Source organism: Olleya sp. KKT75, from assembly GCF_055635485.1.
In genome coordinates, this window is the sequence record NZ_CM145759.1 from 2,735,412 (window position 1) to 2,751,055 (window position 15,644).

The following is a 15,644-nucleotide window of genomic DNA, read 5'->3' on the forward strand; positions in this document are numbered from 1 at the left end:
AGACTACGATTTATCCAACCATCTGCAGTATTACTTTAACTTTTATGTTTGTTAATTAGATCGTTTCGTTCCTTTTTAAGTTGACTACTCAATCCAACTTTATAAGTATGTGGATTTTGAAAACGTTTATATTCATCCGGAAGTTGTGCTAAACGCGATTGCGAATATTCTGCAATTTCGTTAACAGTTCTAGCAGGAATTATACGTTTACCATCTTCCATGACTAATTCTAATAACGGTTCTTTTTTTAGTGCACTAATATCTATTTGTTTGGTAATATCAAAAGGGTGTTCCATTTGATCAATCTCACCTTCGGCATAAATAGCCACAGCATCTGCACCATAAAATTGTCCGTCGGCATCAGTCATTCTATACACTTGCTTTTTAAAAGGCAGCGATACTTTTATGATGTTTTCAGAGAGTTTAATTCTTGGATCACCATTGTATTCAGATAATTTATAAACGCCATCTAACGCCGCATCTGGTCTTCCAGTAACCAGATTAGTTCCTACACCAAAAACATCAATAGGCGCCTGTTGTTCTTTTAAACTTTTTATAACAAATTCGTCTAACTGATTAGAGACTACAATTTTTACATAACTTAAATCAGCAGCATCCAAAATGGCTCTCGCTTTTTTAGATAGATACGCTAAATCACCACTGTCCAATCGGATTCCGAATAATTTTTCACCGTTCTCTTCCATTTCTTTTGCAACAATAATCGCATTTGGAAGTCCTAATTTTAGGGTATTATAAGTATCAATTAAAAGCACACAGTTTTTAGGGCGTACTTGCGCAAAATCACGAAAAGCGTCTAATTCATTATCATAACTCTGAATAAACGAATGTGCCATTGTTCCTGTTGATGCGATGTTGTAATCTTCTGCAGCTTTCACATTACTAGTACTGTCAAAACCACCAATAGCAGCAGCTCTTGACGCATAATAACCGCCTGTAGCATGGGCACGACGTAACCCCATATCTAATAGTATGGCATCTTTTGCACTATAGCGTATTCTGCTAGCTTTGGTTGCGATTAAGGTTTGAAAATTAAGAATATTTAGTAAAAGGGTTTCTATAATTTGTGCTTCTATAATATTGGCTTCAACCTGTAAAATTGGACGGTTAGGAAAAACAATATCACCTTCTTTACTAGAACGAATACTACCTTTAAAGCTAAAGTTTTTCAAATACTCTAAAAACTCGTTCTCAAATCCTTTTTGCTTTAAATAAGAAATATCAGACTCTGAGAATTTAAGCGATTCTAGTATGTCTAAAACATCTTCTAACCCCGCAAATATGGCATACCCATTATCAAAAGGATTACGACGGTAATAATAGTCAAACACCGCTTTGCCATTTGGTTTAGTCACAAAATAGACTTGCGCCATTGTAATTTGATATAGATCCGTATATGCTGCAGTAATGTCCATAAATTTATAAGTTTAGTTTACAAGATATTTAAAATTTGAAAGATTTCCATTCTCAAATTCTAAAGAAATTAATAGTATGTAATAATTAGTCTAGTTGAAATTAAATAGTGGTTTTTAAACCGAAATTAATTCCCTTTTAAGCGTTGCCAAAGTTCTGATAATAGCTTTTTACCATCATTAGAATCTTTAGGCGCCTCTATAAATGAAACTTTACCCGTTGGATCAACTTCTAATTTGTATTTAAAAACAAAATTGGTTGATTTTGGTTTTAGGCTTAATAATCCAAAGCGTAAATCGTTAAAGTAAAGTGTGTTATTCTCTTTAGTAATAGTATACCAACCTTCAGTAATAACAATCATTTGTTTAACACTTTTATCCTCAACAAGACTACCTAATAAGTCGTGGTTTTTTGGATAGCTTTCAAAAGTGATGGGTTGGCTATCAAAAAACGAATAATTACCAAGTAAATAAGCATCTTCAGTTTGCACATTGGCACTCCAAAGTATCGTGTTTAAAGGTGATGGTCTAGTGTCAATATCTGAATAATCAATATTTTGTGTTGCTAAAGCAGATTCAAATTTTGTATAAGCAGCCCACTTTAATAATAAAGTTAATGCTAAATAAGAGGTACTTAAAATCAATCCCATGTTATTATAAAAACGACGTTTTGCAGTAGTCCGTTTCTGGCGCATTGCCAAAATTAAAAACACTAGAAAAGGCACGGTGTATAATGGATCAACTACAAATATGTTTTTAAACGCTAATCGTAAATCAAAAGGCCAAAACAGTTGTGTTCCCCAAGTCGTATGTGCATCTAAAATAGGATGTGTTACAAATGCTAAAAAAAATAGACAAGTCCAGTTTTTAAAGTTTTTATAGCTTTCGTACCGTGTCACAATCCATGCCAATATGGGCGAGAAAAGTAAAGAAAACATAATGGAATGTGTAAATCCACGATGCACATAAAGAGCAGTGACATTGTCTGTAAAAAAAGATGCTAAGACATCTAAATCAGGAATAGTTCCTGCAATAGCGCCATAAAGCATGGCTTTATTTCCAACTTTTCTACCTAAAACAGCTTCGCCTACAGCTGCACCTAATACTATTTGTGTTAATGAATCCATATCAAATACAAAAGTAAGGGATACCAATATATTTATTACAATACTTAAGTTACTTTTTGGGCGCTTATTAAAAGGAGATTGTCAGCATTTTTTTTTATTTGGTTTCATTTAATTACCTAATAGTCAGTATTTTGCATGATAATTGTCAGTGTGTAGACTTTTTATTTATTATAAATTTAGAACTATTAACGATGTCTGGAGTACTATTACTTTTCTTAAGTAACCTATGTTACTAACTAAAGTAAATTCCTGAACTATTTTTGTACTGTAAATTAATGATAAATGAAAAAACACATATATATAGTCGCTTTACTTTTTGTTTTCAGTATGTCTGTAAAAGGACAAGACTTGGTGCCCATAGCAAAATCTGATGTTTTGTCAAAAGTATCTGAGAATAATACTAGTATAAAAATTTCTGAACAAGATTTTAACGCAGCTAGAGCAGACTACAGACAAACTAATGCCGTGTTTTTGCCAAACATTACAGCAAGTCACACTGCAATGGCGACAACCAATCCTTTAATGGCTTTTGGTTCTAAATTAAATCAGGAGATTTTAACTCAGAATGATTTTAGTCCTGCGTTGTTAAACGATCCTTCTCAAATTGAAAACTATGCAACCAAATTCGAAATTCAGCAACCATTAATAAATTTAGATGGTATTTACCAACGTAAAGCAGCCAAATCTAAAATGGAAGCTATGTCTTTAAAAACAGAACGTACACAAGAGTATTTAGTGTTTGAAGTTGATAAAGCCTACATGCAATTGCAGTTAGCATATAAAGCAGTTACTGTTTTAGAAAAGGCATTAGTAGCTGCAAACGCTAATAAAAAATTAGCAGATGATAGTTTTAAACAAGGGTATTTACAACGCGCAGATGTTTTGAATGTGGAAGTACGTGTTACTGAAGTTCAGAATCAGTTGCAAACCGCTAAAAGTAATGTGCAAAATGCGTCTAATTATTTGTCTTTTTTAATGAATGATGATGCTTATGTAGTTTACACACCAACAGATGAATTAACCATTGCCTCTTTTACTTTAGAAGATAAAATGGTGTCTGAAAATCGTTCTGACATTAAAGCCATGCAATTAGCAACCAATGCTTATGAAGCTATGAATAAAGCAGATAAAATGGCGTTTTTACCACGTTTAAATGCGTTTGGGAGTTATGAGTTGTATGATGATAAAATTTTTCAAGGTGATGCAAATGGGTATTTATTTGGAGCACAATTAAGTTGGGATATATTTCAAGGGTCTAAACGTATTGGTAAAGCTCAAAAAAGTAAATCAGAATTCGAAAAGTCTAAATTAGAGTATCAGCAATATGTATCTAAAAGTAATTTAGAATTAAATAAAGCAAAGCGAGCGTTTACAGATGCTAACAATAAGTTGAAATTAACTACTCTAGCATTACAGCAATCTGAAGAATCTTTAAGAATTAGAACCAATAGATTTAAAGAGGGTTTAGAAAAAACATCAGATTTATTAATTGCCGAAACGCAATATGCACAAAAGCAATTGGAATACTACCAAACTATTTTTGAATACAATTACACACAATCATATTTGCAATTTTTAACTAAAGAATAAAAAAGATACAAGAATATAGAACCAAGAATCAAGATTGATTTCCGAGAGTTTTTAATTATAAAAAATGTCACACTGAGCTTGTCGAAGTGTCTTAAATAAAAAATAACAACCATGAAAAAAATATATACAATCCTAACACTTTCTGTAGCGCTATTAGTAGCGAGTTGTGGTAGCGAAGACAAAAAACCAGTTGTAGATAATTCGCCAGCAATTATTGTAAAAACGAGTCAAGTAGCAGCAAATGGGAATAGCCCTTTTTTATCTGTAAGCGGTAAAATACAGGCTACTAATAGTGCCGATTTAAGTACTAGAATGATGGGTTACGTTAATAAAGTACATGTAAACGTAGGAGACAAAGTGCGTAAAGGACAATTATTAGTCTCTATTAATAATAGCGATTTGCAAGCTAAAAGAGCGCAAGTAAATGCAGGAATTACAGAAGCAAATGCAGCTTTAAGTAATGCGCAAAAAGATTACAACCGCTTTAAAAATTTATTTGCGGATAATAGTGCGTCTCAAAAAGAGATGGATGATATGACTGCAAATTACGAAATGGCAAAAGCTAGAGTAGAAGGCGCTAATCAAATGAAAAACGAAATTAACGCACAATTTGCTTACAGTAATATTACTGCACCTTTTAGCGGAACAGTAACTAGTAAAAATGTAGAAGCTGGTAACATGGCAAATCCTGGTGTATCATTAATAAGTATAGAAACACCTGGGAATTTTGAAGTGATGGCAATGGTACCGGAAACTGAAATTTCAGCGATTAAAAAAGGAGCTACTGTTGATGTGTTAGTTAAATCAATCAATAAAACCATAAAAGGAAAAGTAAAAGAAGTGAGTACTTCTGCTAAAAATACTGGAGGACAATATTTAGTGAAAATAGATTTAGATAAAACAGAGGCTAATATTTTATCTGGGATGTTTACAACAGTGCAATTTCCTGTAGAAAGAAAAGCAACGTCATCAATGGTTTTAATACCAAACGAAGCTATTGTCACAAACGGACAATTATCTGGTGTGTATACAGTAAGCCAAAGCAATACAGCATTATTACGTTGGTTACGTTTAGGTAGAACGTTTGGTGATCAAGTAGAAGTATTATCTGGTTTAAATACAGACGAAGCATACATTGTTTCTGCTGAAGGTAAACTGTTTAATGGTGCGAAAGTTACAATTCAATAACTAATAAGTTGCGTTAGGGATAGAAACGACATCCTTTTTTACTTAATAAATAAGTAGTCATTACGAGGAGTGCAACGACGTGGTAATCTCCCAATCGATTAAGAGATGGTCACAGTAAATAAAAAAATCACTTCGTAATGACAGATAAAAAAGATACAGTGGATAGCCTGTTAAAACGCCCAAAATATAAAGATTTCCATTGTCATGGGAATGAAAAAAAGTAATAATTATGAAAGAAGGAATCGCAGGTAAAATTGCCAAAGTCTTTATGCAATCGAAGCTTACAGTGCTTTTGATGATTGTATTTATGGTGGTTGGTGTGTACAGTTCGTTTTTAATTCCGCGTGAAGAAGAACCGCAAATTGATGTGCCTATGGCAGACATTTTTGTGGGGTATCCAGGAGCAAGTCCAACGGAAGTAGAGTCACGTGTGATTAAGCCTTTAGAGCAATTAATTTCGAATATTAAAGGTGTGGAATACGTGTATTCTACGTCTATGAAAGAGCAAGGAATGGTCATCGTACAGTTTTATGTTGGCGAAGATATTGAGCGTTCTTTTGTGAAATTATACAACGAAATTAACAAGCACATGGACCAAATGCCGGAAGGTGTTACGTTTCCGTTAGTAAAAACGCGTGCGATTGACGATGTGCCAATGTTGGGTTTAACGTTGTGGAGTGAAAATTATGACGATTACCAGTTAAACCAAATGGCTCAAGAATTAGAAGCCGAAATTAAGAAGATAAACGATGTGGCTATTACGCATAAAATTGGTGGTAGAGATCGTCAATTACGTGTGGTTTTAGATAAAGATAAATTAGCTGCAAGTGGTTTGGATTTCTTGTCGGTTTCGGAAATGATTAAAGCAAATAATAGCCAATTAAGTGCTGGAAGTTTTGATAAGAATGATACTGAGTTTTTAGTAAATACAGGTTCGTTTTTAGCTTCGGTTACTGATGTTGAAAATCTGGTGGTTGGTGTGCAACAAAATCAGCCTATTTATTTAAAGCAAGTCGCTAAAATTATTGAAGGACCAGAAGTACCACAAAATTATGTGAGTTTAGGTTACGGAAAAGGAAGTGTAAAATCGGTTGATTATAAGTCGGAATATCCTGCAGTAACTATTTCGGTAGCGAAACGTAAAGGTGCAGATGCCATGAAAATTGCTGATGTGATTATTGATAAAGTAGATCATTTACGTAGTACTTTAATTCCCGATGATGTACATGTGGAAGTCACTAGAAATTATGGTGAAACAGCGTCTCATAAAGTATCGGAATTACTGTGGCACCTTATTGGGTCTATCTTTGCAGTAACACTTGTAGTGATGCTAGCAATGGGTTGGCGTGGTGGATTGGTCGTGTTTTTATCGGTGCCAATTACGTTTGCTTTGACCTTACTGAGTTACTACATGATGGATTACACGCTAAACCGAATTACCTTATTCGCGTTAGTATTTGTAACGGGAATTGTGGTGGATGACTCGATTATTATTGCCGAAAATATGCACCGACATTTTAAAATGAAACGCTTACCATTTAAAGACGCAGCTTTATATGCGATTAATGAAGTTGGGAATCCAACGATTTTAGCAACATTTACAGTTATAGCGTCAGTTTTACCTATGGCTTTTGTATCTGGATTAATGGGGCCATATATGGCGCCAATGCCGATAGGTGCGTCTATTGCCATGATATTGTCTTTATTTGTTGCCTTAACTATTACACCTTATTTAGGATATATTTTTCTAAAAGAAAAAGATAAAAAAGGAGCAGCGGAGAAACCAGAAAAAGCAGTTGAAGACACGCTTATTTATAAGATTTATAACAAGTTTGAACGTCCTTTATTAGAAAGCAAAGGTAAGCGTTGGTTGTTTTTAGGGATAACGTTTATGGTCTTAATGGCCACAATGGTGTTGTTTTTTACTAAATCGGTTGCTGTAAAAATGTTACCATTTGATAATAAGAATGAATTTCAAGTGGTTATTGATATGCCTGAAGGCACAACGCTAGAAAGAACAGGAGTTGTAGCACAAGAAGTGTCGCAATACTTAGCGACGCGACCAGAAGTGGTTAATTATCAAAATTACGTTGGTACATCTGCACCAATTACGTTTAACGGTTTGGTGCGTCATTACGATTTACGAGGAGGAAGCAATATGGCTGATATCCAAGTGAATTTAATTGATAAAGGCGAACGTGATATTCAAAGTCATGGCATTGCTAAAGTAATGCGTCCAGATATTCAGAAAATTGCTGCAAAGTATAACGCTAATATTAAATTGGTAGAAGTACCACCAGGACCTCCAGTATTGTCAACGATTGTTGCAGAAGTGTATGGACCTGATTATAATGAGCAAATTAAAATCGCCAATGGCGTTCAAGAGATTTTAAAAAACACAGATGATGTGGTTGATATTGATTGGATGGTGGAAGCCGATCAAACCGAATATCAATTTAATATAAACAAAGAAAAAGCCATGCTGTATGGTGTTGCGCCACAACAAATTGCGTATACCATGAATATGGCATTGTCTAATAGAGCGATCACAAATTTATATGATGAATATGCGGTTACTCAAGTAGGTTTGATATTGGCTTTAGATGAAAAAGAGAAATCTACAATTAGTGATATTTCGCAATTAAAACTAAAATCGAAACACGGGAATATGGTGCCTATTGCAGATTTGGTAACTATTACGGAAACGATAGCTGCAAAAAGTATTTATCGTAAAAACCAAAAGCGCGTGGTTTACGTGATGGCAGATATGGCTGGAGAATTAGAAAGTCCTGCGTATGCTATTCTTGGAATGGAAGAAAAGTTAAAAGAGATTCCGTTACCAAAAGGCTATGAGTTAAACGAAATGTATTTAGGTCAACCAGATTTTGAAGATAATTATACTGTAAAATGGGATGGTGAATGGCAAATTACTTTAGAGGTATTTAGAGATTTAGGTATTGCCTTTTTAGGAGCTATTATCTTAATTTACATTTTAATTGTAGGCTGGTTTCAAAACTTTAAAGCACCAATCGTTATGATGGTTGCGATACCATTATCGTTAATCGGAATTATACTAGGACATTGGATTATGGGAGCGTTTTTTACCGCAACGTCGTTTATTGGTATGATTGCTTTAGCAGGAATTATGGTTCGGAATTCGGTATTACTTATTGATTTTATTAATATAAGAACAGCAGAAGGTGTGCCACTAAAGCAAGCGTGTATTGAAGCAGGTGCGGTGCGTACAACGCCAATTTTATTAACAGCAGGAACGGTTGTTATTGGAGCATTTGTGATACTGTTTGATCCGATTTTTCAAGGATTGGCGATATCATTAATGGGAGGGACTATTGTGTCTACAGTATTGACTTTACTGGTTGTGCCTCTTGTTTATTATATGATAGAGAAGCAAAATTATAAATAATGGGTAATTGTGTTGTGAATGATGGGATTCTGAAATGAATTCAGAATGACGTGCGGTTTGCTGATAAGATTGGGTAATAAAAAGAAAGTTGAGTTGTGAATAATTAGGTTTTGAACTAGTTCAGAATGACGTGAATGTTAAGCTATAAATTTAAAAAAAAGAGTAAAGATGTTGAATACATATTTTAGAGTAATTGTTGGTGTAATGGTATTATTAAGTGTGGTGCTTTCTGTTTATGTAAGTCCAAAATGGATGTGGTTTACTGTGTTTATTGGCGTTAACTTAATACAGTCTGCATTTACAAAATGGTGTTTGTTAGAAACAATATTAGTAAAGTTAGGTGTGAGGAAAGAAGGTGCAGGTTGTAGTGTTAAATAACATTAGTTTTATTCCTATAAAATTGGTGTTGTAAAATTCCATAAATTGATTTGTAGCATGTATTTTTGCGCAAATTTAATTTATGGATTTTTTATTTCAACCTTGGCATTGGTTTGTTTCAGGATTTTTAATTGCCTGTACAATGCTATTCTTATTATTAATGGGAAAGAAGTTTGGTATGTCATCAAACTTAAGAACTTTTTGTGCTGCTTGTGGTGCCGGAAAAGTCAATTCGTTTTTTAAATTTGATTGGAAATCGGATGTGTGGAATTTATTAGTCGTGATAGGAGCTATGCTTGGTGGGTTTATAGCATCACATTATTTGTCAGCTACAGATATGCCAGCCATTAGTGATGCTACAAAAGCATCGTTATCTAGTTTAAATATTTCAACTGAAAACCAATACTTACCTGTCGAGTTATTTTCTATTTCCGCTTTAAGCGATATAAAAACCATTATAATTTTAGTTGTTGGTGGTATTTTGGTTGGTTTTGGAGCACGATATGCTGGAGGTTGTACTTCTGGTCACGCTATTTCTGGATTAAGTAATTTACAACTTCCGTCTTTAATTGCTGTTATAGGCTTTTTTATCGGTGGATTAGTAATGGTTCATTTATTATTCCCTTTAATTTTTTAATATGAAAAAACTACTTTTTATTTTTATAGGACTTTGTTTTGGGATTATAATGTACAAATCAGAAGCTGCTTCTTGGTTTAGAATTTATGAAATGTTTCGTTTTGAAGCATTTCACATGTATGGTATTATTGGTACAGCTTTAGCGTTTGGTATTTTGTTTGTTCAAATTATAAAAAGGTATAACGTCAAATCGTTTGATGGTAATCCAATTGTAATTGCACCAAAGGAAAAATCGTTTTCTAGATATTTACTTGGAGGTATTATTTTTGGACTTGGTTGGGCACTAGTTGGTGCATGTCCAGGACCAATATTTGTGCTTATAGGTGCGGGTTATCTGCCTATTATTATCGTGTTTTTGTCAGCAGCATTAGGGACATTTTTATATGGTGTTTTAAAGGGTAAATTGCCTCATTAATTAAAAATATTTTTCAAACTCTGTAACATTTTTACAAATGATACGTCATATAGGTGTAAATCTAAAAAGCGAATTAAAGTAAAAATGAAAACAGACAGACAATTATTAGTATTAACCCATTTAAGTCAATTGGCATCTTTAGTTATAGGATGCGGTAGCTTAATCTTACCATTAATAATATGGTTGACCCAAAAAGATAAAGTATACGACATGGATGCACATGGAAAGGCAATCGTTAACTTTCAGTTAAGTATTGTTGTTTTATACTTTGTATGTGTACCTTTAATACTGTTATTTGGATTAGGTTTTTTAGGTTGGTTTGTTCTAGGCCTAGTATCTATTATATATCCAGTAATAAATGCTGTTAAAGTTAGTAATGGCGAAACCCCAGAATACCCTTTATCTTTTAATTTTATTAGTTAGTTATATTACTATGATAAAGAGAAAAACGCAACCTGTAAGGGTTGCGTTTTTAGGTTATATACTATGTTGTTTGCGTTTATTGTCTTATAAATTCTAAAGTCGAAAAATTTTCTAAAATTAGATTTCCATTTTCCAAAAATTGCACTGATGTTATGGTTTCTGTGCCATTTTGTTCGGTTAGAATTAATTCAGCTTCGTTAAGTGTCCAAGTAAATGGGTTGGCACTAGATATAATTCCTGCTTGGGTGGTTAGTTGTTCTGTTATTAAGCCATTAGCATTATCTTCATAAAAAAATAATTTATATTCTGTAGATGTATCAACTAAGTAGTCACTTCTTAACCATTCTCCAATAATGGAATTGTTACTAGTTGTACTTGTTGTGTTGTTATCGTTTTGACAAGATAACTGTGTTAAACATGCTAGAACTAAAAGTATTAGTTTAATGTTACTTTTCATACTTTGGATTAATTGTTTCAATAAAATGTAATTATAATAACTGAGGGAAATTAATAATATTGTTTTAAGCGCTAAAAGTACTAAAATAAGTAGCAATAACACATTGGTTATTTGTCAAAAAAAAAGGCAACTCGATAGAGTTGCCTTTTTAATATTATTTAAGCGGTAGTTATTAGCTATTTAACATAACTGGCATAACTAACATTGTAACATGTTCTCCTTCTTCTAAATCGTCAATAGGCGTTAAGATACCTGCTCTGTTAGGCATACTTAATTCTAATTGTACATCGTTAGATCCTAGATTGTTTAACATCTCTGTTAAAAAACGCGAGTTAAATCCAATTTGCATGTCATCTCCTTGGTAATCGCAAGTCAAACGCTCTTCAGCTTTGTTAGAGTAGTCAATATCTTCTGCAGATATATTTAATTCTGCTCCAGCAATCTTTAATCTAATTTGGTGCGTTGTTTTGTTAGAGAAAATACTAACACGACGTACAGAGTTTAAAAATTGAGTTCTGTCTATTGTTAATTTATTTGGATTCTCTTTTGGTATTACAGCTTCGTAGTTTGGATATTTACCATCAATTAGACGACAGATTAATACTGTGTTTTCAAAAGTAAATTTAGCATTAGAATCATTATACTCGATAGTGATTTCTTCGTCGCTTGCTCCTAAAATTCCTTTTAATAAGTTTAAAGGTTTTTTAGGCATAATAAATTCTGCAACCTGAGATGCTTGTACATCAGCTCTTGTATACTTTACCAATTTATGAGCATCTGTAGCTACAAACGTTAAACCTTCAGTAGAAAACTGAAAGAAAACACCACTCATTACAGGTCTTAAATCATCATTACCAGCAGCAAAAATAGTTTTGTTAATTGCAGTTGCTAAAATATGACCTGGCATTTTTGTATTACTTGGATCCTCTAGGCTAATTGCTTTTGGAAACTCGTTACCATCCGCATAAGCTAAAGCGTATTTACCATGATTAGAGCTAATCTCTACTGTATTGTTTTCTTCAATTACAAACGTTAACGGTTGTTCTGGAAACGTTTTTAAAGTATCTAAAAGTAAACGTGCAGGAATAGCAACGCTACCTTCGTTATCACTTTCTACATCTAATACTGAAGACATAGTTGTTTCTAAATCACTTGCAGATACGGTTAGTTTTGTTCCGTCTAATTCGAATAAAAAATTATCCAAAATTGGCAGTGTATTCGAGCTGTTAATAACACCTCCTAAAACCTGTAATTGTTTTAGTAAGTAAGTACTTGATACAATAAATTTCATCTATATATGGAAATTAATACTATTAATAATTGGTCTTACAAATATATTGTTAATGTCTTAAATTAAGAAACAAACTTATCAACACTTACTTAGCGTATTTTTTCTTTCTTAAGTAGTTAAATACAAATCCAAAAACACCTAATAAAACCAATGGTAATAAGATGTTTAAGAGTTGCCATTTTGTTTTTTCGGCACTTATTTTTTCAGGATTTAAAAAGGCAACCGCAATTTCTTTAGACCTAATGTTTATAAGTCCAGTGTCGTCTAAAAGATAATTAGCCACATTTATTAAAAATTCTTTATTCCCAAAAGTCTGCCCTGTATATTTATCAAAACCAAGTTCTTCTGGGCCAGTTCTACCTACTTCATTTTTAATAATATCACCATCACTAATCACGACCATTTTGGTTGGTACACTTTCATTTTTGGTATTTGGTAGATTTACCGGTTTTACTCTATTATTATAAACAGATGTAAAGGTGCCTTCTAGCAAAACAGCAAGCGTTTGCGGACCTTTATTAAAGCTTTTAGGATCTAATTGGTCGTTTACCATATCCAAGCTTATTTCTCTTGGAGTCCCTTCTAGTTTGCTCAAAGGTGCACTTTGTAGCAATATAGTTTTCTTAGTGCTACTTTTTAAAACATCCATTGGATTTGCAAAGTCAAACTTTAAAAAGTCTAAATTATTTACAATTGGATGCTTCGTGTTTCCTTTTGCAAGCGGAGAATACGTCCAAGGGTAACTTTGAAACTGGCTATCACTACCTTCGCCAGAGGCTAAAGTAATAGGAGCAGAGTACATAGAGCTTACAATTAATGGATTAATACGTACGCCATATTTAAAGAAAAAATCAGTTAGTTTTAAATCCATTGGGATGGCCACATTTTTACCTAAGTCGTTGTAAAGACTATCCTTGTCCATAGCGACTTGTTCTAGCAACCATAGGCTTTTTCCGCCATTCATGGTATATTGATCTAAAACAAATTTTTCTTTCTCTGTAAAAGCTTCTGTTGGCTTAGCCGAAATAATTAAATCGTATTCCTGAAGTTTTTTCAAGGTGTTTTCCGCCTGATTAGCAACGCTATCTAACGTAAATGGGGCAATAAAATAGTAGTCTCTAATAGATTTTACATAATCCGCAATGTATTTGTTTTCTAGTTGTCCGTTACCTTTTAAAACTGCTATTTTACGACGTTTAGGATTAACCAATTTACTAATCCCATCAGCAAAGGCGTATTCTAATTGTTGTACAGAATTTGTAACTAATTGTTGTTGCGTTGCTCCAATGGTATTTTTTACTAAAGGAATTTTTACGGTTGTATTATTAAAACTGGCTAATGCCCAAGGAAATATAACGGCTTGACTAGATTTTCCGTTTTCCTTTACATTTAATTGCATTGGTGTTAATCCTCGATCATTTAATTGCTGAATGGTTTGATCACGAGTTGCATCATTTTCAATAGGATTAATAAAACTGAAACTGATATTGTTGTTATAAGCCTTAAACTCTTCCAATAATTGTCTGGTCTCTATTTGTAGTTTTCTAAACTCTGAAGGAAATGCTTCCCCTTCTAAAAAGACATCAATTACAATGGGTGCGTCAGCTTTGTCTAATATCGCTAAAGCGGAAGGATTAAGCGTATAACGTTGATCTGTAGTTAAATCGAAGCGTTTATAAACAGTCTGTGAGAGTACGTTTAGTAGTATTAAACCAACGACTATAAGTGCGATATTTTTGATAAGTTTATTCAAATTTTTTCTCAAGTTTATAGGTTTTAACAGCAACTATGGTATCGTTTTTAAATTTAAACTCGACACACTCTTGTTGATTATTAAAAGCACCTGGTTTAAAGCCCATATTATAGTTCCATTGGTCTTTAGAGTTGGCTTTGATGCTATCATCCCAACCAAACCATTCTGCAGTACCAAAATCCGTAGTTATCTGTGCTTTAGTTTTTCCAATTAACTGATTGTCTTTATTTAGCTGGTCCATCATTTCAAAACGCAGTTCAGGGTATTCTGCCCAGTTTTCAGCATTAAAATATTTTTGATGATGGTAGTTAGAAAAGATATTTACTAAAGGGTAAAACATATAAAAATAGAGTAGTGGTGTCGCAATTAAAGTAATAAGTAAGCTGACCCATTTATTGTCTCCAATGGTTTTTATAAATAACCAAGCCAAAACAAAAACAACAACAAACGATATAATTAAAGTAATAGTAATAACCATATTATTGTTTTTTGATATTGAATTTGGTTAGCGCAATAAACAGTATAGTTACACTTAAAAAGTAAATAATATCTCTAGTATCCAAAACACCACGACTCATACTTTTATAATGCGCATTCATCCCCAATTGCTCAATCATATTACTGGAAGCCACATCTGCAATCCCTTCAAAACCAATAAAAAAGAATAAGCATAAAAATACGGCAACAATAAAGGCTACAATTTGATTATCGGATAATGTAGATGCAAATACACCAATAGCAGTGTAAGCAGCCACTAAAAATAACAGTCCAAAATAAGACCCTAAAGTGCTTCCAAAATCTATATTTCCTGTTGGATTTCCTAATTGGTATACTGTATAGACGTATAATATTGTTGGTAATAATGCGATAATTATTAATACAAAAGCACCAAAGTATTTGCCTAATACTAACTGTAATGTGCTAATAGGTTTAGTTAAAAGTAACTCTAATGTTCCTTGTTTTTTCTCGTCACTAAAACTACGCATGGTTACCGCAGGAATCAAGAATATTAAAATCCAAGGCGCTAATAAAAAAAACGGAGACAAATCTGCAAATCCATTGTCTAGTATATTAAATTCGCCTTTAAACACCCATAAAAAGAGACCGTTTAATAGCAAAAATATAGCAATCACTAAATAGCCTATTGGCGAAGCGAAAAATGAATTTATTTCTTTTTTAAGTATGGCTAGCATGCTTTTTCTTGGTTTTTGTATTATTTATTACTTAAGTGATGCTAACTTATCAACACTCCAAGCTTCGGGTTTGGCATTAAACAACGGTTTTGTCTTTGCCCAAATACCTTTAAATAGTTCAGAGTTTCGGTAGTTTTCTAAGTCGCTCTCAGCATCCCAATAACTATACGTAAAAAACACATTACTATTGTGTTTGTCGCGATACAATTCTAATAATTGGTTGCCTTCAAAGTTTCTTATTTTAAACTTTATGATTTCAAAATTAGCTAAAAAGGTGTCAATATTTTCTTCAGCAAAACTTAATTTTACAATTCTTACAAACATGAATTTTACCTTTT

At 33.0% G+C, this 15,644-nt stretch carries 15 protein-coding genes; 7 read left to right on the forward strand and 8 right to left on the reverse strand.

The genetic code is table 11. From position 1 onward, the window contains the following. Positions 1-35 precede the first annotated feature (35 nt). Positions 36-1,433, reverse strand: a complete 1,398-nt coding sequence (locus ACZ2G2_RS12235) for a nicotinate phosphoribosyltransferase (protein ID WP_470392390.1) — start codon at positions 1,431-1,433, stop codon at positions 36-38. A gap of 125 nt (positions 1,434-1,558) precedes the next feature. Further along, positions 1,559-2,557, reverse strand: a complete 999-nt coding sequence (locus ACZ2G2_RS12240) for a metal-dependent hydrolase (protein WP_470392392.1) — start codon at positions 2,555-2,557, stop codon at positions 1,559-1,561. A 282-nt stretch (positions 2,558-2,839) separates the two neighbouring features. Here ACZ2G2_RS12240 and ACZ2G2_RS12245 point away from each other — a divergent pair, with 282 nt between their 5' ends. From ACZ2G2_RS12245 to ACZ2G2_RS12275, 7 genes are all read left to right on the forward strand, one after another. Next, positions 2,840-4,147, forward strand: a complete 1,308-nt coding sequence (locus tag ACZ2G2_RS12245) for a TolC family protein (protein ID WP_470392394.1) — start codon at positions 2,840-2,842, stop codon at positions 4,145-4,147. 111 nt (positions 4,148-4,258) lie between these two features. Beyond that, on the forward strand, positions 4,259-5,335 hold the full coding sequence (locus ACZ2G2_RS12250) for an efflux RND transporter periplasmic adaptor subunit (RefSeq protein ID WP_470392395.1): 1,077 nt from the start codon (positions 4,259-4,261) through the stop codon (positions 5,333-5,335). 229 nt (positions 5,336-5,564) lie between these two features. Beyond that, the gene (locus ACZ2G2_RS12255) at positions 5,565-8,759 is read left to right on the forward strand and encodes an efflux RND transporter permease subunit (RefSeq protein ID WP_470392397.1); all 3,195 of its coding nucleotides are present in this window, start codon (positions 5,565-5,567) and stop codon (positions 8,757-8,759) included. Between the two features lie 168 nt (positions 8,760-8,927). Next, positions 8,928-9,137, forward strand: a complete 210-nt coding sequence (locus ACZ2G2_RS12260; protein ID WP_090838743.1) for a YgaP family membrane protein — start codon at positions 8,928-8,930, stop codon at positions 9,135-9,137. Positions 9,138-9,219: 82 nt separating this feature from the next. Then, complete coding sequence (locus ACZ2G2_RS12265; protein WP_470392399.1) at positions 9,220-9,774, forward strand: YeeE/YedE family protein; 555 nt, start codon at positions 9,220-9,222, stop codon at positions 9,772-9,774. Between the two features lies 1 nt (position 9,775). Further along, positions 9,776-10,189, forward strand: a complete 414-nt coding sequence (locus ACZ2G2_RS12270) for a DUF6691 family protein (RefSeq protein WP_090838739.1) — start codon at positions 9,776-9,778, stop codon at positions 10,187-10,189. Between the two features lie 84 nt (positions 10,190-10,273). Continuing rightward, positions 10,274-10,612: a DUF4870 domain-containing protein gene (locus ACZ2G2_RS12275; protein ID WP_470392402.1), complete on the forward strand. Its 339-nt coding sequence runs from the start codon at positions 10,274-10,276 to the stop codon at positions 10,610-10,612. A gap of 76 nt (positions 10,613-10,688) precedes the next feature. On the opposite strand, the gene ACZ2G2_RS12280 is transcribed toward ACZ2G2_RS12275, so the two are convergent. The 6 genes from ACZ2G2_RS12280 to ACZ2G2_RS12305 form a co-directional block, all read right to left on the reverse strand. Next, positions 10,689-11,069: a hypothetical protein gene (locus ACZ2G2_RS12280; protein ID WP_470392404.1), complete on the reverse strand. Its 381-nt coding sequence runs from the start codon at positions 11,067-11,069 to the stop codon at positions 10,689-10,691. 172 nt (positions 11,070-11,241) lie between these two features. Further along, positions 11,242-12,360 (reverse strand): DNA polymerase III subunit beta, encoded by a 1,119-nt coding sequence (gene dnaN / locus ACZ2G2_RS12285; protein WP_090838733.1) that lies wholly within the window; start codon positions 12,358-12,360, stop codon positions 11,242-11,244. Positions 12,361-12,445: 85 nt separating this feature from the next. Next, complete coding sequence (gene gldG / locus ACZ2G2_RS12290; protein ID WP_470392406.1) at positions 12,446-14,113, reverse strand: gliding motility-associated ABC transporter substrate-binding protein GldG; 1,668 nt, start codon at positions 14,111-14,113, stop codon at positions 12,446-12,448. Continuing rightward, positions 14,106-14,591: a hypothetical protein gene (locus ACZ2G2_RS12295; protein WP_101202354.1), complete on the reverse strand. Its 486-nt coding sequence runs from the start codon at positions 14,589-14,591 to the stop codon at positions 14,106-14,108. The genes gldG and ACZ2G2_RS12295 overlap by 8 nt, the downstream gene beginning before the upstream one ends. A 1-nt stretch (position 14,592) precedes the next feature. Next, positions 14,593-15,306: a gliding motility-associated ABC transporter permease subunit GldF gene (gene gldF / locus ACZ2G2_RS12300; RefSeq protein ID WP_090838729.1), complete on the reverse strand. Its 714-nt coding sequence runs from the start codon at positions 15,304-15,306 to the stop codon at positions 14,593-14,595. Between the two features lie 27 nt (positions 15,307-15,333). Continuing rightward, positions 15,334-15,630, reverse strand: a complete 297-nt coding sequence (locus tag ACZ2G2_RS12305; protein ID WP_090838727.1) for a putative quinol monooxygenase — start codon at positions 15,628-15,630, stop codon at positions 15,334-15,336. Positions 15,631-15,644 lie beyond the last annotated feature (14 nt).

Excerpts from the sequence above, each read along its gene's own strand:
- dnaN (WP_090838733.1), bottom strand. The coding sequence starts at position 12,360 with ATGAAATTTATTGTATCAAGTACTTACTTACTAAAACAATTACAGGTT.
- ACZ2G2_RS12295 (WP_101202354.1), bottom strand. The coding sequence starts at position 14,591 with ATGGTTATTACTATTACTTTAATTATATCGTTTGTTGTTGTTTTTGTT.
- ACZ2G2_RS12250 (WP_470392395.1), top strand. The coding sequence starts at position 4,259 with ATGAAAAAAATATATACAATCCTAACACTTTCTGTAGCGCTATTAGTA.
- ACZ2G2_RS12270 (WP_090838739.1), top strand. The coding sequence starts at position 9,776 with ATGAAAAAACTACTTTTTATTTTTATAGGACTTTGTTTTGGGATTATA.
- ACZ2G2_RS12240 (WP_470392392.1), bottom strand. The coding sequence starts at position 2,557 with ATGGATTCATTAACACAAATAGTATTAGGTGCAGCTGTAGGCGAAGCT.
- ACZ2G2_RS12245 (WP_470392394.1), top strand. The coding sequence starts at position 2,840 with ATGAAAAAACACATATATATAGTCGCTTTACTTTTTGTTTTCAGTATG.
- ACZ2G2_RS12235 (WP_470392390.1), bottom strand. The coding sequence starts at position 1,433 with ATGGACATTACTGCAGCATATACGGATCTATATCAAATTACAATGGCG.
- gldF (WP_090838729.1), bottom strand. The coding sequence starts at position 15,306 with ATGCTAGCCATACTTAAAAAAGAAATAAATTCATTTTTCGCTTCGCCA.
- ACZ2G2_RS12255 (WP_470392397.1), top strand. The coding sequence starts at position 5,565 with ATGAAAGAAGGAATCGCAGGTAAAATTGCCAAAGTCTTTATGCAATCG.
- ACZ2G2_RS12275 (WP_470392402.1), top strand. The coding sequence starts at position 10,274 with ATGAAAACAGACAGACAATTATTAGTATTAACCCATTTAAGTCAATTG.
- ACZ2G2_RS12260 (WP_090838743.1), top strand. The coding sequence starts at position 8,928 with ATGTTGAATACATATTTTAGAGTAATTGTTGGTGTAATGGTATTATTA.
- ACZ2G2_RS12280 (WP_470392404.1), bottom strand. The coding sequence starts at position 11,069 with ATGAAAAGTAACATTAAACTAATACTTTTAGTTCTAGCATGTTTAACA.
- ACZ2G2_RS12265 (WP_470392399.1), top strand. The coding sequence starts at position 9,220 with ATGGATTTTTTATTTCAACCTTGGCATTGGTTTGTTTCAGGATTTTTA.
- ACZ2G2_RS12305 (WP_090838727.1), bottom strand. The coding sequence starts at position 15,630 with ATGTTTGTAAGAATTGTAAAATTAAGTTTTGCTGAAGAAAATATTGAC.